The sequence below is a fragment of the Arthrobacter sp. C152 genome (assembly GCF_054890965.1).
This window is the reverse complement of sequence record NZ_JBTZSU010000001.1, coordinates 198,899-221,815: the sequence shown is the minus strand read 5'-3', so window position 1 is coordinate 221,815 and position 22,917 is coordinate 198,899. Positions and strand designations below refer to the sequence as shown.

Genomic DNA, 22,917 nt, shown 5'->3' with positions numbered 1-22,917 from the left:
CACAGCGTTGTGATGCGTGCTACAGACTGTAGGGTGGCGGCCGTCACGGCAGTGCCTTTGGCTCAATTGATTGGCATACTGCTTATTGGGAGCATTTTGCTCATTATGCTCACGTAGCTTGGGCGCTGAAGATGCCGTCCCCAGTGCACCAACACCGTTAGGCCAAGTGCCCTTCAACCAGTACCCGTCAAGGAGGATGAATGCAGCGTTCCGCGCCCCGGCCGCCGCTGCGGTTCTCCACCCAGACACTCCTGCTGCAGCTTGCCGTGGTGCTGCTGGTGGTGCTGCTCAGCGCCGCCGTCCACGCCTGGCTCACCTACGACCGGGTGGGCAACGAGGCGGAGAACCAGGCGCTGACGCTGGCCCGGGCCGTCGCTTCCGACCCGGAGGTCCGGGCAGACGTGCTGGCCATCAGTGGCCAGCCCGGCACTCCCCCGGCCGCCGAACTGCTGGCCGGTCCCCTGCAGGCGTCCGCGGAGGCTGCACGGACCAGGACGGGCGCCCTGTTCGTGGTGATCACGGACGAAACCGGGATCCGGCTGGCCCATCCCGACCCGCAGCGGCTGGGCGAAAAGGTCAGCACCGATCCCTCCGAGGCGTTGTCCGGGCAGGAGGTCACCACCCGGAACACCGGAACGCTGGGCCCGTCCGCGGGCGCGAAGGTCCCGGTGTACGCACCCGGCACCTCCACCGTGGTGGGCGAGGTGAGCGTTGGCTACTCCATGGAGACGGTGGGCCAGAGCGTGGCCCGGGACATCGGCCCGGTGGCCCTGACCGCGGCCGGCGCCGGCCTGGCGGGGGTGCTGGGCTCCTTCCTGCTGCGCCGCCGGCTGCAGCGGCTCACGCTGGGCCTGGAACCGGAGGAGATCAGCACGCTGGTCCACGACCAGGTGGCCGTGCTGCAGGGCGTGGACGACGGCGTCATCGGCGTCAGTGCCGACGGCCGCGTCAGCGTCTTCAACGCAGCGGCGCAGCGGCTGCTGGAGCTCCCGGACCTGTCCGGCACTGCATGGGACGAGGCCCCCGTTCCGGAGCAGCTGAAGTCGCTGACCCGTCCCGGCCCGGGCGTTCCCGGCTTGGCGGGGCCCACCCCGGACGCCCTGGAGCTCGTGGCCGCCGGCCGGGTGCTGGTGGTGAACGCCCGCAAGGCGCTGCACCGCCGCGAGGACCTGGGCTGGGTCATCATGCTGCGGGACCGCACCGAGTTGCAGCAGCTCACCCGCCAGCTCGATGCGGTGGGGACCATGTCCACCGCCCTGCGCGCGCAGCGGCACGAGTTCGCCAACCAGCTGCACACCCTGGCGGGATTCCTGGGCATCGGGCAGCACCAGGAGGCGCGCGACTACCTCGCCCGGCTCGCCGCCACGGGGCCGCTGAAATTCCCGGTGGACCAGGCCGAGCTGCTGCAGGACCCGTACCTGCAGGCCTTCGTGGGCGCCAAGGGCGTTGAGGCGGACGAGCGCGGCGTGGCCCTGAGAATCGGGCCGGAAACCCTGGTCCGCGGCCATGTCACCGAGGCCCAGGACGTTACGACGGTACTCGGCAACCTGATCGACAATGCCGTCAACGCCGCCGTCGCCGGGGCTTCGACGGACCGCTGGGTTGAGCTTGAGGTGCTGGACGAGCCGGGCGACGACGGCGGGACGCTGCACGTCGTGGTCGCCGACTCGGGTGACGGGCTGGCGGAAGGCGCCGACCCGGAGGGGGTCTTCGCGGAGGGGTTTACCACCGCTGCCGGACCCGTCCGCGCCGGCGGCGGCCAGGGGTTCGGGCTGGCTCTGGCACGCCAGATTGCCCACCGCCGCGGCGGCGACGTCAAGGTGCTGGAACGCGGCAGGAAAGGCGGGCCGGGCGCTGTGTTCATGGCGACCCTGCCGCATACGACGGCGGGAAAAGCCAAGGCTTGGGGGGATAACCGGGAGGATGGGAATGGCTGACGATTTTCGGGTCCTGATCGTGGACGACGACTTCCACGTGGCAAAGCTGCACGCCGCCTACGTTGATTCCGTGGCCGGATTCCTGGCCCTGGCCCCGGTGGGGACAGCCTCCCTGGCTTTGCAGGCGATCCACAGCCTGCGCCCGGACCTGGTGCTGCTGGACGTGTACCTGCCGGACGCGTCCGGGCTGGACCTGCTGCAGCAGCTGGACGTGGACACCATCATCCTCAGCGCGGCCTCCGATGCTTCGTCCATCCGTGTCGCGTTCCGGCGGGGCGCCCTGGGCTACCTGCTGAAGCCGTTCACCGCGGAGTCACTGTCGCAGCAGCTGCGCTCCTATGCCCGGTACCGGCGCCTCCTGGGCCACCCCGGGGCGCTGGACCAGGAGGCCGTGGAACGGGCCAAACGCTCGCTGATTCCGGGCGACGTCACGCCGTCGTCGAAACCCCGCTCGGCGACCGAAGCGGCGGTGCTGGAGTCCCTGGTCCCGGGCGAGCAGTACTCGGCCGCCGAGGTGGCCGCCCGCGTGGGCGTCTCGCGCGCCACCGCCCAGCGCTACCTATCCTCGCTGGCGGACGACGGCGCGGTGGACATCCAGCTGCGCTACGGGACCACGGGGCGGCCGGAGCACCGCTACGGCCTGCCCGGGAAGTAGGAAACGGCTGGAGTTACGCGCTCTTCTGGGCCACGAGTTCGATCTCGACGAGCATCTTCGGGTCCAGGAAGGGCAGCACGTGCACCAGGGAAAGCGTGGGCCGGATCTCGCCGAACACCTCGCCGTGGGCCTTGCCGGCTTCCTCCCATTTGCTGATGTCCGTCAGGTACAGCTTGGACTGCACCACGTCCTCATAACCGAACCCGGCGTCTGCCAGGACCTTGCCGAGCTTCTGCAGGATGTACTGGGTCTGGGTGTAGAAGTCATCGCCGACGATGCCTTCGTCACCGCTGGCGGCGGTGGCGGAGATGTAGAGCGTGTTGTCCACCTGGACGGCGCGGGAGTAGCCGAGGGTCTGTTCCCAGACGGAGCCGGTGCCGAAGGTTTTGCGCATGGGTGGGCCTTTCAAAGCTGGAATGGGTCGCCACCACTGTAGGGCCGCTACAGGTCGCGCCGGTAAACCAGCAGTTTTGTGTCGGTTCCGGGAACAAACCAGTCGCGTTCGGGGACCCGCCGGAAGCCGGTCCTGCGGTACAGACCGTGGGCACTGTCCCAGTCCTCTCCCGTGGTCAGCGCCACGCCGTGGATGCCGGGCAGCGTCCTGGCGTGTGCCACGATGGCGTCCACCATCGCGCGGCCGGCGCCGCTGCGCTGTACCGCCGGGTCAACCACCAGCATGCGGAATTCGAGCTCGTCCGGCAGGGCGATGTCAGCGTAGGGCTCGCCCGCCAGTGCCAATGTTACCGAGCCGATAACGGTCCCGTCCCGTTCGGCCACCCAGATGGTGGCCTGCTCCGCCCGGGCCGCCACGTCCGCGATCTTGACCATGTAGGGGTGCCCGGCGTCGTCGAAGTAGCCGGCGGAAAGGTAGGAGTCGCGGGTGATGCGGGCGACGGCTCCGAAGTCGGCCTCGACGGCGGGACGGATGGTGATCTGCGGCTGCACCCGTCAATGCTAGTGGCACGTGCGTTCGGGACGCCGCGGAAACGCGTTTTCCGTGACCGAGCTATCACATGACGGGCCCGCAGCCGTCCGGCCCGGTGCCTCTGCCAGCGGCGTCCGGCCGCCCGCGTCCGGTTACAGCGGGAACTTGCCGGACAGTTCCAGGCCCGCCGCGCACGTCCAGGCGTCCAGGCGCTCGTCGTCGGTGGGCCCGCCGTCGAGGGGACTGGCCAGGCGGGGCCTGCGAACCCAGCACCCGGCTTCCTCGGCGATCAGCGCGCCGGCGGAGAAGTCATGCTCGTTGAGGCCCCGCTCGCCGTAGGCGTCGTGGGTGCCGTCGGCCACCATGCACAGGTCCAGTGCCGCCGAACCGAGCCGCCGGACGTCGGCGAACCCGTCCATCAGCCCGGCCAGGGCCGAGGCCTGCTCGGACCGGACGGCCGGATCGTAGCTGAATCCGGTTGCGAGGATCTGGCCCTTCCGGCCGGAGACGGGTCCTTCCAGGCGCGTCACCGTGCCGTCTTCCTCCAGCCACGCGCCGTGGCCACGGGCGGCGTAGTACACGCGGCGCAGGGCGGGGGCGTTGACGACGCCGGCGAGCCAGACGCCGTCAGCATCCGCCACGGCCACCGACGTGGCGTAGTAGACGATATTGCGGATGAAGTTGGTGGTGCCGTCCAGGGGGTCGATGGACCAGCGGTAGCCGGTGGGGTCGGCCGGGCGGGTGGTCCCGTGTTCTTCCCCGGTGATGCTGTCCCCCGGGCGCGCCGCGGTGATGACCTCGCGCACGGCGTCTTCCGCAGCAAGGTCGAACGCGGTGACCCAGTCCCCCGCCGCGCCCTTGTTGCTGGCGCCCAGGCCGTCGACTGTCCGGCGCGCCAGCACGGCGGCGCCCGCGGCGGCGGCCTGCCGGGCCACTTCCAGGAGTTCCGTGGGGGTGCTCATGCGGTTTCCTCCACAGCAGAAGGCACGGACGCTTCCTCGTTGCCGTCCGCGCCGGCGTCTTCTCCTGCCTCGTCCCCCAGCGCTGCCGGTCCGCCGTCGAGCAACTGCCGGAAGCCGTCCTCGTCCAGCACGGGGATGCCCAGCTGCTCCGCTTTATCCAGCTTGCTGCCAGCGCTTTCGCCCGCGACCACGTAGCTGGTGTTCTTCGAGACCGACCCGGCGGCTTTGCCGCCCCGGAGCAGGATGGCTTCCTTGGCCTCGTCCCGGCTGAAGTTGGGCAGGGAGCCGGTGACCACCACGGTGAGGCCTTCGAGGGTGCGGGGCATGGATTCGTCGCGTTCGTCCTCCATGCGCACTCCGGCGGCGGCCCAGCGGTCGATGATCTCCACGTGCCAGTCCTCGGCGAACCATTCCTTGAGCGCGGCGGCGATGGTGGGGCCCACACCGTCCACGTGGGCGAGTTCCTCCTCGGACGCAGCCCTGATCCGGTCCATTGTGCCAAAGGCCTGGGCCAGGGCACGGGAGGCCCGGGGCCCGACGTGCCGGATGGACAGGGCCACCAGCACGCGCCAGAGCGGCTGGGTCTTGGCCTTTTCCAGTTCCTTGAAGAGTTTCTGGGTATTGGCGGTGGGCTTGGACGGCGACTTTGCGGTTCCCTTGCTGTAGAAGTACGGCACCAGCTCGTACTCGCCGGTGGGGACGCCCTTGGATTTCTTCTCCCGCCGGATCTTCACGTCCGCCAGGTCCTCCGGGGTGAGGTCGAACAACCGTGCTTCGGACGTCAGCGGCGGCACCTCGGGCTCTGCCGGCTGGGTCAGGGCGATGGCCGCCTCCCAGCCCAAGGCCTCGATGTCAAAGGCGCCGCGGCCTGCCACATGGAATACCCGCTCGCGGAGCTGTGAGGGGCAGGACCTGGAATTGGGGCAGCGGACATCCACGTCCCCCTCCTTGGCCGGCGCCAGCGGCGTGCCGCAGGAAGGGCATTTGGTGGGCATCACAAAGTCGCGGACCGGCGGGTCCTGCTGGTCGCGCAGGGCCAGCACGGGCCCCACGATTTCGGGGATGACGTCCCCTGCCTTCCGCAGGATGACGATGTCGCCGATCTTCACGCCCTTGGCCTTGACCACGTCCTGGTTGTGCAGGGTGGCCATCTCCACGGTGGAGCCGGCCACCTTGACCGGTTCCATCACGCCAAAGGGGGTTACCCGCCCGGTGCGGCCCACGTTCACCTGGATGTCCAGCAGCTTGGTGTGGACCTCCTCCGGCGGGTATTTGTAGGCCACGGCCCAGCGCGGGACGCGGGTGGTGTAGCCCAGGGCGCGCTGGGTGGCGAAGTCGTCCACCTTGATCACGATGCCGTCGATTTCGTGGAGGAGCTTGTGGCGCTGGTCGCCGTAGCGTTTGATGAAGCCCAGGACGTCATCGCGGCCCTGCAGCACCTCGAAGTACGGGCTGACGGGCAGGCCCCACTCCTTGAGGAGTCCGTACGTTTCGGACTGGCTGCGCGGGTCCAGCCCTTCGCGGGCGCCGATGCCGTGCACGAACATCTGCAGCGGCCGCTTGGCTGTCTCGGCGGGGTCCTTCTGCCGCAGCGAGCCGGCGGCGGCGTTCCGCGGGTTGGCAAGGGGTGCTTTGCCGGCCTCGATCAGGGCCTCGTTGAATTCCGCGAAAGCCTTGGAAGGGATGAAGACTTCACCGCGGACTTCCATCTCCGCGGGAAAACGGCTGCCGCGCAGTTCCCGCGGGATGTCCTTGATGGTGAGCAGGTTGTGGGTGATGTCCTCGCCGGTGGTGCCGTCCCCGCGGGTGGCGGCGCGCACCAGCTTGCCGTCGCGGTAGAGCAGGTTGACGGCCAGTCCGTCGATCTTGAGTTCGGTCAGCCACGCCGCCTTCGCGCTCCCGTTTCCCAGCTTGTCGATGCTTGCCTCTGCCCTGTTGAGCCACGCTTCGAGCTCGTCGAGGGAGAAGACGTCCTCCAGGCTGTACATCCGCTGCAGGTGTTCCACCGGGGCGAACGCGGCGGAGACTTCGCCGCCCACTTCCTGGGTGGGGGAATCGTTGGCCACCAGTTCCGGATGCAGGGCCTCGATCTCCTCCAGCCGGCGGAAGAGGGTGTCGAACTCCGCATCGGATACCAGGGGCGCATCCTCCTGGTAGTAGGCGAAGCGGTACTTCCGTACGAGGTCCGCAAGGTTTTCATATTCCTCGCGGACAGACTCTGCAGGGACGGCTTCCGGCTCGTGCGGCGTCTCGATGCGGGTGCTGGTCTGTGCGGGGCCTTGTCCTGTACTCACAGACCTATCTTGCCTTACGGCTCCGACAATCAGTCGGGAGGGTCCTGCCAGTGTGACCGCAACCGTCAGTGCGACCGGAGCCGGTTCCTGCCCCACCAGGCGAATGCACCGGCGGAAAGCGTGAGCAGAACGACGCCGGCCGGGATGGCCAGGCTGGGGACGTCGCCGCCCGGACTGCTGAAGTTTTCCAGGGCGCCGGCCTGGCTCGGGGTCCTGGTCACCGGTTTGTTCCAGTTGGATTCCGACGACGGCGCGGCGGACGTGGGCGGCTGTTCCGTTGCGGACGTGGCGGGGTCCGTCGGGGTGGCATCTTCCGCCGGCCCGGTGGATGCTGCGGGGTCGGGCTGCACCGGGGCTGGTTGCGTTGTGCGCGGCTTGCTGGCCGGTGCCGATGTGCCGGGGTCCGCGGGCTCGTCGGTTGGGGACGGCTGGACCGGCGGGGCCTGGCCGGGCGGGTCGGTGAACTTTGGTTTGTCCGGCCGCGCATCCGCCGTCCTGTCCGGCGCCGCGTCAGCGGTGGGGGTTGGGGCGACCGAGGTGGCGGCGGGGGTCGGGTCAGGCGAGTCGGCCACGGCCGGCACGCCCAGGGGCAGGCCGAGCGAGAGCGCGAGGACGGCGGCGGAAAGGGCAGCGGGGACAGCCCTGATTAGTGGGGAGGAGGGGGGCATTGTTACCTTTCGACGCCCACGAATCCCCCCGTCCGCGGCCTTCTGGGATCCGCACGAGTCTTCTATACCTTGCGGGCGGCCGCAAATCGCGTGACGTGGCGGCCGCCCGTCCGATGCCTTTAGCCCCTGTTTTCGGGCGGCAGCGCCACCTGGATCTTCCGGGCTTTGCCGCGCCCCACCACGTAGCCCCGGCCGGGGATGAAGTCGGGGCTGACCCGGCCCAGGGAGGTGTTGAGCAGGCTGTCCCCTTCGATGTCCCCGGGGTTGAGGAGCAGGCCGCGGCGGCCGGATTTGAACGGCTGGGCAAGCTGCCAGGCGGAGGACCAGGTGGAGGATTCCGATTCGCCGATGACCCACTGGTCCGCCTTGAGGGAGGCCGTGACCAGCTGCGCCACGCCGGACTCGGCGATGGTGTCGGTGAACTCGGTGAGCCCTTCGATGAAGAAGGCCAGCGATCCCGGGTTTCCGGTGGAGTGTTCCACCAGGTCCTCGACCACCTCGGCGAGGTCGTCCGCGCCCACCACGGAGCGGCTCCAGATGGGCAGGGAGGCGACGGCGGAGCGCCGGGAGCCGAGGTAGATCAGCTCGGTTCCGGGGTTGGAGCGGCGCAGCGCGTACGCGAGGGTTACCAGGGCCACGGTACGTCCTGCACCCGGGGGGCCGGCGAGCAGCAGCGGGCCCCGCGCCATGATTTCGGCCGGTTGCAGGGATTCATCGTCCACGCCGATGACGGGCAGGTCCGCGGTGCCGGCGGGCAGGACATCGAGGTCCACCTGGTCCGGGAGCCGTTCGATGCCGGGCGCAGTGTCCAGGCCCTGGCGCAGCATCGCTTCGCTGAGCTTGTGCACTTCGCGGGCCTGCAGGGCAAGGTTCGAGTTGCCGCCCAGGACGGCCAGCTGGACCTCAAGCCCGTCGAGCAGGCCGCGGCCCGGAGGCGACGTGGCGGAGAGGACATCCCGCGGCACGTCCAGGGAAATGTAATCGTCCTCGGAGGAAAGGCGCAGGACCAGGCGGCGCTGGATCGAGGCCAGCAGCGAGGCGGGGACGGCGTTGGGCCGGTCGCCGGTCACCACCAGGTGGATTCCGAGGGTCCGGCCGTCGGTGGCGAGCTGCAGGAAGATGTCCCAGAGGCCGGACAGCTTGCTGTGCTCGTACGCATCCCGGAACGCCGACATGCCGTCCACCAACACGAAGATCCGCTTTTCGTCCGGCCGGTTGGCCAGCCTGCGGTACTCCACGATGGTGGAGGCGCGGACCTCGGCGAAACGGGCCGCGCGCTGTTCGGCCACGTCGCGCAGGAGGCGCAGCAGCCGCCCCACCCGCTCGACGTCGTCGCCGTCGATGATCTCGCCCACGTGGGGCAGCTCATCCAGCATCCGCAAACCGGCCGAGCCGCAGTCGATGCCGTACACGTGGACCGGGCCGCCGCGGGGGGTGACGGCGGCGGCAATCGCGATGCCCCGCAGGGCCGCGGACTTGCCGGAACCGCCGGTGCCGTAGATGGCCATGTTGCCGTCCCGGTCCGGCTCGTAGAACACGGTGGGCTGGTCCTGGTGCACCGGATCGTCGGCAACACCGAGCAGCAGCTGTTCGTCGGTGCGGGGGTTGGGCAGCTTGGAGAAGTCGTAGGTCTTGGCCAGCTCGTCCAGCCACGGCTTCCGCGGCGGGGAGATGGCCAGGGTGTCGGCGGCGCGGACGATGTTGGCGGTCATCCTGGCAATGTCGTTGGGGCCGGCGGGTTCGGCGGCCACGGGCTTTTCCGGCGCGGGGGCCTCCCAGCTGGGTCCGGAGCCGAACGCCATTTCCACGATGTCGATCTGGGGCCGCTGCGGCTTGTCGGTGGTCCAGCCGCCGGCATAGCCGGTCTGGAAACCCTGGATCCGGCCCGGCCCGGTCTTGGCGGCCCCGCGGCCCGGGATGGCGGGGTCGAAGTAGGCGGCGTCCGGGACGCCGAGGATGTCCGTGGCGTCGTCCTCGTCGGCCATCCGGAGGGCCACCCGCAGGTTGGTGTTGGCCCGGAGGCTGTCCTTGATGACGCCGGCGGGCCGCTGGGTGGCCAGGATCAGGTGCAGGCCCAGGGAGCGGCCGCGGGCCGCGACGTCCACCACGCCGTCGACGAATTCCGGCACCTCGTTGGCCAGTGCCGCGAATTCGTCGACGATGATGATCAGGTACGGCGGAGCCTCCGGGTCTGCCTCGCGCTGCAGCGCGAGCAGGTCCTTGGCCTTCTTCCGGTTCAGCAGCTGCTCGCGGTAGTGCAGTTCGGCGCGCAGCGACGTCAGGGCCCGCCGCACCAGGTGCGGGGAAAGGTCGGTTACGAGGCCCACCGTATGCGGCAGGTTGATGCAGTCCGCGAACGCGGCGCCGCCCTTGTAGTCGACGAACAGGAAACTCACCCGGTCCGGACTGTAGGCGGCGGCCATGCCCATCACCCAGGACTGGAGGAACTCGGACTTGCCGGCGCCGGTGGTGCCGCCCACCAGGGCGTGCGGTCCTTCGTTCTTGAGGTCCAGGTACAGCGGCTCGATGCCCTTGGAGCCCACCAGGGCGCGGAGCGTGCCGTTGTCCTTGCGGTTTGGCACGGCGCTGGCGTGCACGGAGTTGTTTTCGGTCCACCGTTCGGCAACCGCCTGCGGGTTGTCCAGGAAGTCCTTGCCGATCAGGGTGGCGTAGGACACCGCGCGCGGCAGGTCGGAGTCGTCGTTGACGGGCTTGCCCACGTCAACCACCGGTGCCAGCATCCGGGCGAGCTGCCCGGCGAGGTCGGCGTCAACGCTTTCGCAGCTGACGGGGTAGGTGTGGCGGCCCAGCCGGACCTGGCCGGTGGTGGTGCCGTGGTCGCCGTCCACCACCATGAAGTCGCGGCAGGCGGCGGGAAGGGCCTGGATGTCGGTGGCAACCCACAGGACGTGGACGCCGGAATCCGGTCCGCGTTCGGCGAGCCGGGTGAGGCGGCCACGGTCGGCGGGGGCGTCGTCCTCGACGATGACCAGCACGGCCGGCAGGACCGGCTCCTCCACCTCGTGCTTTGCCGGGTCGAGGCCTGGCCTCAGCTCCGGGCCGGAGCGCTTCGCTGCGGCCTCCCGGGCTTCGACGAGGTCCTCGAGGCGCGCCAGCAGGGAGGAGCCGCCGGCGGATCCGGCCGCGAGGTGGTCGCCGCCGAGGGGGCTGTGGCCGGAGCCGACGTGCGGCAGCCACTGCAGCCAGTTCCAGCGTTCGCGGGACTGGGCGGAGGTGATGGCCGTCAGGACCACCTCGGCCGGGGAATGCAGACCCACGAGTTGCAGCACCACGCCGCGGGCCACGTCATCCACCAGGCCGCGGGCCCCGGCGATGCCGAAGGCGCCGGAGGTGCGCAGCTGGGATACCACCGGGACGCCTTCGATCTCGCTGAACTGCTTAAGGCAGTCCTGGATTTCACGGCTGTACCGGACTTCGGTGTCGTTGCTGGACGGTTCCTCCAGCGGGATCCTGGACGGCGCGGTTCCGAGCCCGAACCGCAGCCCCATGAAGGAGCCGTGCTCGGGCCGGTGCGTCCACAGCAGCGGGCCGAGCTTATAGATGGCGTCCACGGTGTCGCTGACGGAGGGCGCCTCCTGGAGCCGCACCGCCCGTTCCACCTGCTGCAGCTCGGTCATGTCCTGGCGGAAGGCGGCCATGGAGGCGCGGAACTGCTTGAGCTGCTCCTTCTGCTGGCTGCGGGACCGCATCTTCTGGTCCACGTAGTGGCCCACGATGAACAGCGGCATCATCATCATGAACACCACCGAGAGCGCGTTCTGCGTGACGGCAAAGATGATGGCCCCCATCATCAGCGGCGCGATCAGCATGATGTAGGGGAAGGGGTGGTCTTCGGGGCGCTTGGGTCCGGCGGGCAGGACCCGCTTGGCCGGTTCGAACCGGGGAACCACGCGCGGGGACCGGTTGAAATTGACCAGGGGAGACGTCGGTGCTGCCGCCTGGTTGTGCCCCAGTGGAACCACTGTCACGGTGGTGTCGCCCAGGGTCACCGTGTCGGAGGAGTTCAGCGTGGCCCGGGTGACGGGAAGCCCGTCCATCAGCAGCCCGTTGGCCGAGTTGGTGTCCACGATCTCAATGCCCTCGGCCACCGTAATGCGGGCATGCCGCTTGGAGGTCAGGGGGTCCGTCAGGCGGATGTCAACGTCCCTGTCCCGGCCGATGTAGCTGGTTCCGGTGGGCAGCGAAAATTCGCGGCCGACGTCGGGCCCGGACAGCACCCGCAGCGTGGCGGCGGCCGGCCCGCGCCCGGCGCCGGGCTCATGGAACTGCTCGCTGACCTGTGCCAGCGACACCACGGAGCCGGGACGCAGGCCCGATTCGAGGAGGTTGTCACCGCGTGCCAGGACATTCCCGCTGATGCCGGCTCCCACGAAGGCTTCGTCGATGCGCAGTGAAAGGTTGTCCGGGGCGGGCGTGCCCTTGCGGTCGGGGTCCGCGGCCCACAGGACGGTGGCGATATCGGCCACGGTTGCCAGTCCGTCCACCGTGACGGCCAGGTCCTTGGCGTCGGCGGGTTCCCGGCGGAGTGTCAGCCGGATCCTCATCCCTCGTCCACGCCCCTCATCTTCTCCAGCAGGTACAGGTCATCGGCGGTCACCAGGTGGGTGGTGACCGCATGCTCAACCAGCCGGGCACGCCGGTTGGTGGCCAGCTTGCCGCCTCCCCCGCGCAATCCCACGACGCCAACCCGGTCCAGCTTGTCGCAGACGTTGTCCAGCTTCCGGTTGAAGCGGGTCAGCGCCCAGCCCAGGGTCCTGGCGGCCGCGGCGGAGGACGGGATGGTGCTGAAGCCGGTGCCTTCGCGCCGCAGGACGGGTTCGGCGAGCGCCACGATCAGCGCTTTCTGCGCGTCCGTGAAGACCACCGGCCCGATGGTGGTGTCGCCGCTGCTGGCGCCCTCCCGTGCCTCCTGGCGGAAGGACGGGGTCTTCAAGTGCACGGCGAACTCATAGGTGGTAGGGCCGGCGGTGAAGATGATGTTCGTGTGGCTGAACACCAGGGGAATGCGGGCCCCGGGCGACAGCCAGGCCTGCATGCCGCCGGAGGCGTCAGCCACGGTGGCAGAGAGCATGCTGCCGACGTTGCTGAGCCACCAGATGCCGTCGTACCGGGCCACCTGCAGGAACTGCCGGTGCAGGTAGGGGTTGTCGTCGACTTCGAGGTCGCCCTCGCGGCCGATGTTGAAAACGTCCTCGTCCGATGGCTCGTACCATTCGCCACAGAAATCTATTGCTAGATCCCCCATGATCTGTGCCTCCTCAGGGCAGAACTGTTCCGGAAACCGGAGTACTGGTGGTGCTGTGCCGGCGGCCGGCTCATGGGCCGGTGCAGGCGATGGATGGGGCCTCCATGGGTGAGAACGCGCCGTCCGAGCGGACGATCATCACCTGCACGCAGGTCTGCCCGGAGGGGTTGGGTTTCACCCGCACCGGCGGCTGCGCGATGGACTGGTACTCTCCCCCGCCGCCGATGGTGTACACCCGCCATTTGTAGCTGTCGCCGTCCTTGGGCTGGGGGTTCTTCCAAGTGAAGGATGCGTTGCCGTCGCTGCCGATGGCGCCTGCCAGGCCCTCCACATCGGGCACGGTGCCGTTGTCCAGGGCGTCGGCCGGCGGCTTGCTGGCCTGCTGGGTGGCCACGGTCCTGGGCGTGCCGGGGGATGCGTTGGCCACCACCAGGCCCACGACGGCGGCGAGCGCCAGCAGCGTGCCGCCGGCGATGGCGAGCCAGAGGTTGCGCCTACCGTGGTCTGTGTCCGGGCGGCTTTCTGCGGCAGCTTCCTCCACCCGGGCGGGCCGGTGGATGGTGGTGTCGGCGGCATAGCCGTCGTCCGGTGCCTGGGTGGCTGCCGGGACGCTGCCGGCGCCGCCGCGCAGGACGGTCGAATGCGCCCATTCCTGCGGGCCGCCGTCGTGCGTTGCCTCGGCACCGACGGCGTGGGGTGCCGGCGGGGCACCACTCGACGGCTGGGCGCCATTCGAAGGCCGAACAGCGTACGACGGCGGGACCTCCCGGGCGGGCCCGTTGGGGCGGGTGCGCGCGGGGAAGGTGGGGGCGCTGCCGGTGCGTTCGGGGTCGATCGCGGCGATGCTGCGGACCCGGGTTTCCTCGGTGCCACCGTCCGGGTGGCTTTCCTCCTGCTGGGGTTCCTCCAGGACTTCGAACGGGGTGACGGAAAGGTTGAGTTCGGCCTGGATCCGCTGCAGGGCCAGCGCGAAGGCGTGCGCCGAGGAGTACCGGGACTGCGGTGATTTGGCCATGGCGGTGGCCAGCGCCAGTTCGAGGGACTCCGGCACGTCCGCGCGGCCCAGCCGGGGCAGCGCCATGTTGCTGATGCGGTTGATCAGTTCGCGCTGGGAGTTGTCGGCGCCGGGCATCACGAACGGCGACCGGCCGGCCAGCAGTGTGTAGAGGGTGGCGCCCAGGGCCCAGACGTCCACCATGACCCCGTCCACGCTGCCGTCGCGGAACTGTTCCGGCGGGGACCAGGGAATGGACATGCCGCTGTCATCCTCGCCGTCACCGGCCAGGGTGCCGGAGATGCCGAAGTCGGTGAGGGCGGGACGGTTGTAGTCCGTCACCAGGATGTTGGCGGGCTTGATGTCGCGGTGGGCGATGCCGGCACGGTGGGCGGTCTCGACGGCGGACGCCACCTGGATCCCGACGGCCAGGACCTCATCGACGCTGAAGCGCTGCCGGCGGTACCGCACGTCGAGGCTGGGCCGGGAACAGTACTCCATGGCCAGGTAGGAATGGCCGTCGTCGGTGACTTCGGCCTCGAAGATGGTCACGATGTACGGGTGCGAGGAGAGCTGGGCCATCAGGTTGGCCTCGGACTCGAACCGGCGGCGCGCGCCTTCGGTCTTCAGGTCCGACAGGAGCACCTTGACGGCCACTTTGCGGCGCGGCCTGTCCTGGTCGTACAGGTAGACGTCGGAGAACCCGCCGGAACCCAGCAGGCTGATGTAGGTGAACCCCGGGATGCGGGGCGGCGGCGCTACGGGCCGTTTGGAACTCAAGGAATCTCCTCAAAACGCAGTGAGATGTTCTCGCCCAGCTCGGCGATGTCGCCGTCGAGCAGGATGGCCATCTCGTTCTGGGCCAGGCGCCGGGGCGGCTGCCCTTCGCGGACCAGGACGGTGCCGTTGGTGGCCTTCAGGTCGCAGAGCATCACATGCCAGCCTTCGAGCCGCACCTCCACGTGGGACCTGGAGATGTCGCCGCCGGGGCTGGGCACCTGCACCAGCCGGGGCATCACGCCGCCCTGCACCCGGGACACGGACGGCTGCCTGCCGATGACCATCGACTGGTCAAGATCCAGCAGTTCGCCGGTGGACAGCCGCATCCGTCCCAGCCGGGGCCGGGGCACCTGGACGGCATCGGGCAGCAGGACGCCCCCGCAGGCGCAGGAGGCGGCGGTGGGCGGGTTGGGGTGCCCCTGTGCGCAGACCCGGGCCAGCACGAGGGGGCCGTTTGCGGCGCCGTCCGGTGCCGGCGCTGTGGGCGTCTGCTGCTGTCCCCGCATGCCCGGGAGGCTGCCCTTCATGACGGTCTGGCCGTCGTGGTCGGGATCGAAATCCAGCGCGTTGGAACCGGGGCCCGGTGCTGGCGGGGTTGCCGGTACTGGCGGGGTTGCCTGTGCCGCCGGGGATGGCTGCGGCGACGGGGCGGAAGAGGAAGCCGGCGCCGGGCCGGCGTTTCCCCCGGTACGCCACGGTACGGAGTCGATCAGCGCCCCAGCTCCGGGACGGGGAGACGGCTGGCCGGTTTCCGGGCCGGGACCGGAGGGAATTCCTGCTTCGACGACGGGTCCCGGGGCGGCCCCGTCGTGCGGCTGCTCCCCCGATGCCTCACCGTCCACCTGTTCCGCAGCGCCCTGTTCCGCGCCAGGCTGTCCGCCATCAGCCTGCTCCAGGGCAGGCAGCGGACCGCCGGCGGGCAGGGCAACGGGTTGCCCTGCCCCGCTGTCGGCGCCGGCGTCGGGGTCCTCGCGGACGGCGGCATCCTCGATGTTCCGCATCACCGTCCGGTCCCAGAGATGGTCGTACGACGTGGTCTGCTCATTGACAGGAGCGGACGTGCCACCGATGTACCCGCCGGGTTCCTGGTGTGCGCCTGCTGTCCCAGGGTCGGCCGTTGGCGTGCCGGCGGGATCGGCGCCGGGTTCCGCTTCGGTTTCCGAGGCGCCGGCGGTCACGCCTTCGCCCGGATCCGCTTCCGCAAAGTGTGGTTCGGCGAAGTCCGCGTCGTCGTCGAGCACGCCCACGACAGTCTCGGCAGACACTCCATGTTCGGGAAGGAGGGTGATCCCCGGCAGATCCTGTTCGGGTTCATCCACGGCAGCTCCCGGCGGGCCGGCGTCCTCCGCCGTTGCGGCTGCGGAGGACGCACCGCCGTCGGAATCCTCCCCCGCGTCCTGCACACTGAAAGCCCATCCGGCCGCCGGCGCGGGTGGAGCGGCGGGCGCTGGTGAAGCTGTGGGGGCGGATGCTGCGGCAGTGCCAGCCCCCACGGCGGCGGGCCCTGCATGGTCGGCCAGGGCCAGGGCCTGCAGCAGCACCACGCCTTCGCCCAGCGGCAGCTCGGGTTGGCCCGGCGCCCCGGCCCCGGACATGGCCACACGGCAGGCAGCCGGGGCTGGAAAGCGGCGCTCGTTCCAGGTGGTCACGTCGCGCCCGTCCAGCTCAACCGGTCCGTCGGGCGAATCCACCGTCAGTTCAAGGTCGCCGCGCAGGAAGACGCGGAGTTGACCGTCGAATTCGAGGATGCCAAACGGGGGGATCTGCGCGAGCGAGCCGCCCGAGCTGCTGGTGACGGCGGCGAGGACCTCGTGGACCGCAGGGCGGCCGGCCAGCAGGTCCCAGACGGCGCCGGCCAGCTCCGCGGGCGCGCCCGGGCCCAGGAGCACGGCAGTGCGGGAACGGACCACGCCCAGCCAGGTGCCGGGAATGTAGCTAGCGCCGGTCATCGCCGGCCTCCCCGTTCCCGCCGGCGCCGGCCACGTCCTGCTCAGGCAGCGGCTGCGTCACGGCCGTGGCCTGCGGGCGCGGCAGTGTCACCTCGTCCTTGTCCGCGGATCCGAAGCGGGGCGCGGTGGTGCCCGAACCGTCGTCGTTCGCCACGTTGCGGGCGTCCACCACGATGGCGGTGACGTTGTCGCGGCCGCCGCTGCGCAGGGCGGCCTGGATGAGCGTATCCACTGCGTCCTGGGGCTGTGCCACCGTGCCAAGGATCAGGAGGATTTCGTCGTCGCTGAGTTCCCCGGTGAGCCCGTCGGAACAGACCAGGAGCCGGTCGCCTTCCTCCACGGGAAGAAGCCAGTAGTCTGCTTCCGTCTCATCCCCGGTCCCCAGCGCCCTGGTGACCACATGCCGGCGGGGGTGGACGGTGGCCTCCTGCGCGGTGATCTCACCGGCGTCCACGAGTTCCTGGACTTCGGAATGGTCCACGCTGATCTGCTCGAACCGTCCCTGGCTGAGCCGGTAGGTGCGGGAGTCGCCGATGTTCATGACCAGCCAGTAGGGCATGCCCATCTGCTCCACGACGACCGCCCCGGTGAGGGTGGTGCCGGCGCGGGCGCCGGTAGCTTCGCGGATCGAATTGTCAGCGCGGACCAGGTACTGCTGGAGGACGGCGGCGGTGATACTCCGCTCCCCCGTTGCCAGTTGGGGCATGGCAGCCAGCGCACGCACGCACAGGCCGCTCGCGATCTCGCCGGCCTCGTGGCCGCCCATGCCGTCAGCCACCGCGAAAACAGGATCGGACGCGATGTAGGAATCCTCGTTCAAGTCCCGGCGGAGTCCCCGGTCCGTCCCGTAGCCGCAGGTGAGGATCAGGCCAGGGCCCGGCTCGGTGGTGAGGGGAACACTGACGGGGTGCTGGTTCATGCCTGTCCTAGGTAAAAGGTTCGGTCTCCAAAGTGAACGCTGGATCCCGGGGTAACAAACGTGGGGACGCCGGGCACCAGGGGGGTGCGCAGGCCATCGGGAGTGGTGACGGCGCTGCCGTTGGTGGATTGCCGGTCGGTCACCCAGACTCCTGCGCCGTCGGTGAGCAGGTGCAGGTGGGTCTTTGAGATTGAGCGTCCGGGATCGTCCACGGCCAGCAGCTGCGCGTGCTGTTCGCCGGCCTGCCCCACGGGGTTGCGGCCCACCAGGACGCTGCGGTCCAGCTGGAAGTCGCGGCCGTCGTCCAGGCGGATCCGCAGGACCGCGACGGCGGCGGGTCCGCCCGAGCCGGGGCGCACCTGGGTACGCTCGACGTCGTCGTCAACGTGCTGCTGCGGCGCCCGGTGGCCCTGGATGGGGTACTGCGCGGCAGGCGCCGGTGCAGCGGGAGTCTGTTCAGCCGGACCTGCAGGCGCGAAGGACGCCGGGCTGGTGTAGGGCATGGTCTGCGAAGGCATGGTGGTGGACGGAGCGGGGATGTGGCGGGAAACCGCCTGCGGCGCCGGCGACTGGGGCTGGGCCGCCTGGGGCCGGGCCGCCTGGGGTTGGGGCGACTGGGGTGCAGCCGCCACCGGGGACACCACCTGCTGGACAGGCGGCAGGTCCATGGGCGCGAAGCTGTAGGGTCCCTGGATGCCGCCGCTGGTGATGGGGTCGCGGCCGGCTTTGACGTCGAACACCAGCGTCTTGGCAGCGGCATCATGCCAGCCGCGCAGGCCGCCGTTCCTGTCCCACCGGTTGGAGACGACCACGACGACAGCCCAGGCGGCACCCACGAGGAGGAGCGGGCCAAGGATGAACAAGGCGGCGTCGAACCACTTGAAGAGCACGACCAGCACCGCGGCAAGCAAAGCCAGCAGGATGCCGGCGCCGGTGACCAGCCCACGAAGGAACACGCCGCCCGCCCCGGGCGCGTATCCGTCCCGGTCGGCGCTGCGGATCCCCATCAGCAGGTTGCCCGGCGTCTTGCCGGTGCGTGCTTCCAGTCCCAGCAGCACGAAAAGGTACACAAGGGTCAGGCCGAGCCCGATTCCCCCGAAGAGCACCAGGGAGGAGGTGTCGTACACGATGAAACCGCCGCTGCGCGTGCGGGTGATCCCGGCGAAGCCGATGGCGAACGTCACCACCAGGACGGCCACGGCGGGCAGCCAGTCAATGACGGCAGCTCCAAGGCGCTTGCCCGCCGTAGCCGGAACAAGCTGAAGGTTCACTGCCATTCCCGTTCCTCCCCCTGGAGCGGCTTCCACCGTGGTGGATCCGCCGGGCCTGCCCGGCCCGGTGCCTGCAGGCGCGGTGCCCGTATATGCGATGCCCGCCGGCTGAACCGCCGGGGGCCTTTCCACTACCGGGATAGTACCGGGAATCCCCGGCGCGTGCGCGGCGCCCCCGCCCTGGGCGGCGTCAAGGCTGCCATTGGCGCCCGGGCCGGGAGTGCGCGGCCGGCGCGCCGCCCGGTTGGGCAGCGGCGCGCCGCAGGCAGTGCAGAAGGTGGCACCCGCGCGGACCTGCTGGTGGCAGCGCGGGCAGCGTTCGGCGTCGGACGTCACTGCTGGCCGGGTCCTTGCTCCAACGGTCCCTGCTGGTCAGGTCCCTGCTGGTTCACTCCGGGCGTGCCTGGTTCCTGCGGGCCCGTCCCCGGGGGGACCGAACTGCCGGCGGCACGACGACGGCGGGCGGCAAGGAAGCCAGGCAGCGTCGGGATCGCCACACGGCCGCCGCGCAGCTTGAGGCCGTCGCCGGAGGCCATGGCCGTGCGGGCATCGGCCAGCAGCGACCGCGGCGAGAACCTCGCCTGCTGGCGGCGCCAGAAGCCCATGGTGGCGGTCATTTCCTTCAGGGACCCGTCCACGATGGTCCAGTACTCGCGGACCTCCTCTTCGCTGGGCTGGCCGGCACCGAAGATCGAGGCATCGGCCCGCCGGGCCAGCAGGGTGGTGGTGCCCTGGCTGGCCGGGAAAGCCTCGGCGAGGACCGCCGCGCTTTCGCGCCGCGTCGAACGGGTGTCGACGGCGGCACCCAGGTCCGTTGCCAGGCTCACCACCTCGCTCCATCCCCCGCCCACGCGCTGGGCCGGGTTGCCGTCGCTGAAACGCGATTTCCGGCGTCGTGTCTTCAACAGGGCGATCAGCAGCAGCGGCAGGGCCAGGATCGCAAGCGGAATCGCGACGACGCCCAGCGCACCCAGGAGGGCGCCCCAGAACAGCCAGGGGTTGTTCTTCTTCTGGTCCGCGTCCAGCGCGTCCGGCGAGGAGTCCGGCGGCAGGTCGGCCGGCTCCTGCGGCGGGGGCGGCGGCTGCAGCACCTGCGGTTTGGGCTTGGATTTGTTCTCGGGATCCGGCGGGATGGGGATGTTGTCCTTCGGCGGCGTCGGATCGAAACTGACCCAGCCCACCCGCTCGAAGGCGACCTCCACCCACGCGTGGACATCCTTTCCGGTGATCTTCACTTCGCCGGCGCCGTTTTCGGGGCTGGTCGGTTCCGGGTAGAAACCCATCACCACACGGGACGGGATGCCCAGGTGCCGGAGCATCAGGGACATGGCGACGGCGTACTGCTCGTCGTCGCCGAGCATCTGCTTGGCGGTCAGCAGGTTCCTGATCCGGGCGGCTCCGTGGCCGGAGACGCTGGGCAGCTGCCCCTCGCTCACCAGCCCGTTGCTGAAAGCGCCGGTCTTCTGGAAGTGCGCCTCGATCTGGCGGACCCGGTCGATCGCCGTCGGCGCATCAGCGGACAGGTCATTGGCCTGCGAGCCGACCACCGGCGGCACTTCCTGGGGATCCGGCAGGGAAACCTTCGCGAAGTCGTACTGCGTCAGCTGGCCGTGTTCGAGTTTGACGGGATCGGACACCTGGACGCTGTAGGCATCGCCGCGGGCGAGCCCGTTGGTGGTCACGGCGGTGTCAGTGCCCGGGTTGAAGTAGAGGCCGGCGGCCGCGGCGGAGCCGCCCTGGTCGAAGCTGATGCCGGTGGTCTTGCGGCCGCCCGGCACGAAGTAGCCCTGGTAGTCCTCGATGCTGATGCTGATGGAGTAGTCGTTGGTCGGGACCACGCCGGAGGCATCCGCGAGGGTGTTGATGGACTTGGCGTCCCCCACCTTGCTGAAGTTGCCGGAACCGTTGGGGTCCATGTTGTAGTTGGTGCCGTTAAAGGCGTCCAGGGCGCCGAGCCGCACCCTGCCGTCCCTGGGCAGGCCCTTGACGACGAACAAGGTGTCGTCCTTCTTGTCCTTGACGTAGGTCCGGAAGCTGGCCAGCGGCGTGATGTAGTCCTTCGGGTCGAACGGCGGGACCACCACGTTGCGGAGGACTCTCCGTTCGTCGCCGGCGCTGACCAGCGGGGCCGCCACCGCGGTGACGCCGACGCTCACGGCGATCACTCCAGCGGCCATGCCCAACCGCCGGATCCGGGCGCGCCGGGCGGCGGCGGAATCGGTCTGCGGGGTGTTCACCGACACCCGCCGGGTGTTGTTCCGGCGCAGCACGTCGCGCCGGAACGTGGCCCAGGCGATGCCCAGGACGGTCAGGCCGACCCCCCGTTCAAGGGTCAGGAAGGCTGCGTTCGTGCTGAAGGCGATCCCGGTGACGAACAACACCAGGACCGGCAGCAGCGGCAGGTAGGGGCTCCTGGCACGCCATGTGAGGACCGCAGCGACCAGCGCGGTCACCAGGCAGCTCAGGAACGGAACGATGAGCACGCCGCCCGCGGTTCCCACCGGGACTCCCACGGTGAGCATGTCCTTCCAGGCGAACACGATGCCCAGGAGCAGGGTCCGCAGGGATTCCAGGCTGGGCACGAAGCCGGCGATGGCCGCGTCCGGGACAGCCAGCCAGGTGCCCAGGACCAGGTAGGCGCCAAGGGCCAGGGCCGTGGTGATCAGCAGTCCCAGGCGCAGGTGGGCGTTGGCAGCGCCGATCGCCAGGCCGAGGATGATGCCGCCGAAGCCGGAGAGCAGGTAGTACGGGTCCCCGCCGAAGCTCAGGCCGAAGCCGAGCAGGCCGAGCCCGAGGAGGATGACCAGGGCCCCGGCGTCGAGCAGGAAATGCCACAATGGCTGCCCGTCGGCGAACGCGGAGTCCCTGGTGGTTGCCTTGCGGCGTGTTCGGGTCCGCACGGGCTGCAGATGCGGGGAAGTGCCCGGTGCGGTGCTCATGCGGCCGCCTTTCTCAGCACGATGGCGAGGTCGCTCAAGTCACCGAGCGTGAGGACTGTCAGGTCGGCGATGTTGGCGCGGGTGGGTGCTGCACCGGCTTCCACCCGGACCGCCAGGCTGCGCACGCCGGGCAGGACGGAGGCTGCCGCGGAGCGGAGCTGGGTGGCAGTGACGTTGCTGCCCACCACGAAGAACACCACGGAGGCGTTGGGGACGGTGTCGGCCAGGGTCCGGGCAAGGTCGACGGCGGTGCGGCGCATGGGTGCCCCGACGATCCTGGTCATGTCGTCGAGCATGTTGCGCCCGGTTTCGCAGTGCAGCGGCCCCTTTTGGGTCAGGACGTCCAGTTCACGCTGTTCCCGGATGGCCTGCCGGCCGATGGAGGCGGCCACCGAGATAGCCATCTCGAACTCGGCCTCGGAGGCGTACTCCTCGGTGTTGATGGACAGCGAGATGGCCAGGTGGGCGCGGCGGGTTTCCTCGAACTGGCGCACCATCAGCTTGTTGGTGCGGGCCGTCGTCTTCCAGTGGATGTGCCTGCGGTCATCGCCCGGCACGTAGTCGCGCAGGGCGTGGAACGAGACGTCGGCGCTGGAAAGCTCCGTGGTGGGCATGCCTTCGAGGTCGCGGATGAAGCCTGCCGCCGATCCTGCCAGGGCAACGGTGCGGGGGTGCACGAAGAGGTCTTCCGGTTCCGTCCAGAGGACCTGGCGGCGCAGCAGGTGCAGGGGGTCGGCGCGGACGGAGCGGACCGGCCCCACGACGATGACGGCGCGCCGGGCGGTGGGGATGGTGAACAGGTCCTCGTGGACCTGGGCGGGCTTCATCCGCGGCAGGTGGAAGACGGCGGTGGTGCTGCCCACCGGCAGTTCCAGGGCTGCGGGCAGCAGCGGCCGGGCCGAGGTATTGGAGACGGCGATGCTGCCGACGGCGCTGTCCCCCACCGCCACGCGGGTCCGGGCGAGGTCCAGCACTACCCCATAGGACGAACGTCCGAGGATGAAGGCCACCGCGATGATGAACATGGCGAAGGCGGCGATGGCTGCGGCCTTGGCTTCCTGCCACCCGAAGGCCTGCCCGGTTGCCCACAGCAGGATGGCGGCGGCCAGGACCGACCAACCCAGGATGCTGACCACGGACACCACCGGCCAGGCGTACCTGAGCCAGGCGTGCCGGACGGCGCGCCATGCAGGCGTCAGGGCAAGGGCGGCGGTGTTGCTGGCCTCGGCCCACACCGCCGCAGGGTGCAGGCGGGTGGGGCGGCCGTTCCGGTGGAAGGGTTGCTGGAGTCGCTCCGCGAGCCGGGTCAGCGGGGCGCCGCTGGACGTGCCGTCGGACATAGGGTGTGCCTTCGTTGT

The 22,917-nt window shown here is 70.0% G+C and carries 15 protein-coding genes; 2 read left to right on the top strand and 13 right to left on the bottom strand.

Annotated elements, in window-relative coordinates; all coding sequences use genetic code 11:
• Positions 1–200 precede the first annotated feature (200 nt).
• Entirely contained in the window at positions 201–1,937 is a 1,737-nt protein-coding gene (locus tag ACYSM9_RS00890; protein ID WP_461855093.1) for a sensor histidine kinase, read from the top strand.
• Positions 1,930–2,592 carry a response regulator gene (locus ACYSM9_RS00885; protein WP_461855092.1) on the top strand — a complete coding sequence of 221 codons (663 nt, stop codon included), beginning with the start codon at positions 1,930–1,932 and terminating at the stop codon, positions 2,590–2,592. The genes ACYSM9_RS00890 and ACYSM9_RS00885 overlap by 8 nt, the downstream gene beginning before the upstream one ends.
• Positions 2,593–2,605: 13 nt before the next feature.
• Here the strand turns inward: ACYSM9_RS00885 and ACYSM9_RS00880 are convergent, their stop codons facing one another.
• The 13 genes from ACYSM9_RS00880 to ACYSM9_RS00820 all read right to left on the bottom strand — a co-directional run bounded on the left by ACYSM9_RS00880 (position 2,606) and on the right by ACYSM9_RS00820 (position 22,899).
• On the bottom strand, positions 2,606–2,986 hold the full coding sequence (locus ACYSM9_RS00880; RefSeq protein WP_461855091.1) for a RidA family protein: 381 nt from the start codon (positions 2,984–2,986) through the stop codon (positions 2,606–2,608).
• A 47-nt stretch (positions 2,987–3,033) separates the two neighbouring features.
• Positions 3,034–3,537 carry a GNAT family N-acetyltransferase gene (locus ACYSM9_RS00875; RefSeq protein WP_461855090.1) on the bottom strand — a complete coding sequence of 168 codons (504 nt, stop codon included), beginning with the start codon at positions 3,535–3,537 and terminating at the stop codon, positions 3,034–3,036.
• Positions 3,538–3,669: 132 nt separating this feature from the next.
• Positions 3,670–4,479: an inositol monophosphatase family protein gene (locus ACYSM9_RS00870; protein ID WP_461855089.1), complete on the bottom strand. Its 810-nt coding sequence runs from the start codon at positions 4,477–4,479 to the stop codon at positions 3,670–3,672.
• Entirely contained in the window at positions 4,476–6,734 is a 2,259-nt protein-coding gene (gene ligA, locus ACYSM9_RS00865; RefSeq protein ID WP_461855203.1) for an NAD-dependent DNA ligase LigA, read from the bottom strand. Before ligA ends, ACYSM9_RS00870 begins: the two co-directional genes overlap by 4 nt.
• Positions 6,735–6,838: 104 nt before the next feature.
• Positions 6,839–7,441, bottom strand: a complete 603-nt coding sequence (locus tag ACYSM9_RS00860) for a hypothetical protein (RefSeq protein WP_461855088.1) — start codon at positions 7,439–7,441, stop codon at positions 6,839–6,841.
• Between the two features lie 119 nt (positions 7,442–7,560).
• On the bottom strand, positions 7,561–12,006 hold the full coding sequence (locus tag ACYSM9_RS00855) for an FtsK/SpoIIIE domain-containing protein (RefSeq protein WP_461855087.1): 4,446 nt from the start codon (positions 12,004–12,006) through the stop codon (positions 7,561–7,563).
• Positions 12,003–12,707: a hypothetical protein gene (locus ACYSM9_RS00850; protein ID WP_461855086.1), complete on the bottom strand. Its 705-nt coding sequence runs from the start codon at positions 12,705–12,707 to the stop codon at positions 12,003–12,005. The genes ACYSM9_RS00855 and ACYSM9_RS00850 overlap by 4 nt, the downstream gene beginning before the upstream one ends.
• A 70-nt stretch (positions 12,708–12,777) precedes the next feature.
• Entirely contained in the window at positions 12,778–14,481 is a 1,704-nt protein-coding gene (locus tag ACYSM9_RS00845; protein ID WP_461855085.1) for a serine/threonine-protein kinase, read from the bottom strand.
• A complete protein-coding gene (locus ACYSM9_RS00840) occupies positions 14,478–16,430 on the bottom strand; it encodes an FHA domain-containing protein (protein ID WP_461855084.1) in 1,953 nt (650 codons plus the stop codon). The genes ACYSM9_RS00845 and ACYSM9_RS00840 overlap by 4 nt, the downstream gene beginning before the upstream one ends.
• The gene (locus ACYSM9_RS00835) at positions 16,417–17,349 is read right to left on the bottom strand and encodes a PP2C family protein-serine/threonine phosphatase (protein WP_461855083.1); all 933 of its coding nucleotides are present in this window, start codon (positions 17,347–17,349) and stop codon (positions 16,417–16,419) included. Before ACYSM9_RS00835 ends, ACYSM9_RS00840 begins: the two co-directional genes overlap by 14 nt.
• Complete coding sequence (locus ACYSM9_RS00830) at positions 17,346–18,956, bottom strand: RDD family protein (protein WP_461855082.1); 1,611 nt, start codon at positions 18,954–18,956, stop codon at positions 17,346–17,348. Before ACYSM9_RS00830 ends, ACYSM9_RS00835 begins: the two co-directional genes overlap by 4 nt.
• Positions 18,953–21,559, bottom strand: a complete 2,607-nt coding sequence (locus ACYSM9_RS00825; RefSeq protein WP_461855081.1) for a transglutaminase-like domain-containing protein — start codon at positions 21,557–21,559, stop codon at positions 18,953–18,955. The genes ACYSM9_RS00830 and ACYSM9_RS00825 overlap by 4 nt, the downstream gene beginning before the upstream one ends.
• Entirely contained in the window at positions 21,556–22,899 is a 1,344-nt protein-coding gene (locus ACYSM9_RS00820; protein WP_461855080.1) for a DUF58 domain-containing protein, read from the bottom strand. The genes ACYSM9_RS00825 and ACYSM9_RS00820 overlap by 4 nt, the downstream gene beginning before the upstream one ends.
• Between the last annotated feature and the right edge of the window lie 18 nt (positions 22,900–22,917).

Coding starts and splice junctions, on each gene's coding strand:
- ACYSM9_RS00855 (WP_461855087.1), bottom strand. CDS start 12,006: ATGAGGATCCGGCTGACACTCCGCCGGGAACCCGCCGACGCCAAGGAC.
- ACYSM9_RS00835 (WP_461855083.1), bottom strand. CDS start 17,349: ATGAACCAGCACCCCGTCAGTGTTCCCCTCACCACCGAGCCGGGCCCT.
- ACYSM9_RS00850 (WP_461855086.1), bottom strand. CDS start 12,707: ATGGGGGATCTAGCAATAGATTTCTGTGGCGAATGGTACGAGCCATCG.
- ACYSM9_RS00890 (WP_461855093.1), top strand. CDS start 201: ATGCAGCGTTCCGCGCCCCGGCCGCCGCTGCGGTTCTCCACCCAGACA.
- ACYSM9_RS00840 (WP_461855084.1), bottom strand. CDS start 16,430: ATGACCGGCGCTAGCTACATTCCCGGCACCTGGCTGGGCGTGGTCCGT.
- ACYSM9_RS00825 (WP_461855081.1), bottom strand. CDS start 21,559: ATGAGCACCGCACCGGGCACTTCCCCGCATCTGCAGCCCGTGCGGACC.
- ACYSM9_RS00820 (WP_461855080.1), bottom strand. CDS start 22,899: ATGTCCGACGGCACGTCCAGCGGCGCCCCGCTGACCCGGCTCGCGGAG.
- ACYSM9_RS00870 (WP_461855089.1), bottom strand. CDS start 4,479: ATGAGCACCCCCACGGAACTCCTGGAAGTGGCCCGGCAGGCCGCCGCC.
- ACYSM9_RS00885 (WP_461855092.1), top strand. CDS start 1,930: ATGGCTGACGATTTTCGGGTCCTGATCGTGGACGACGACTTCCACGTG.
- ACYSM9_RS00880 (WP_461855091.1), bottom strand. CDS start 2,986: ATGCGCAAAACCTTCGGCACCGGCTCCGTCTGGGAACAGACCCTCGGC.
- ACYSM9_RS00860 (WP_461855088.1), bottom strand. CDS start 7,441: ATGCCCCCCTCCTCCCCACTAATCAGGGCTGTCCCCGCTGCCCTTTCC.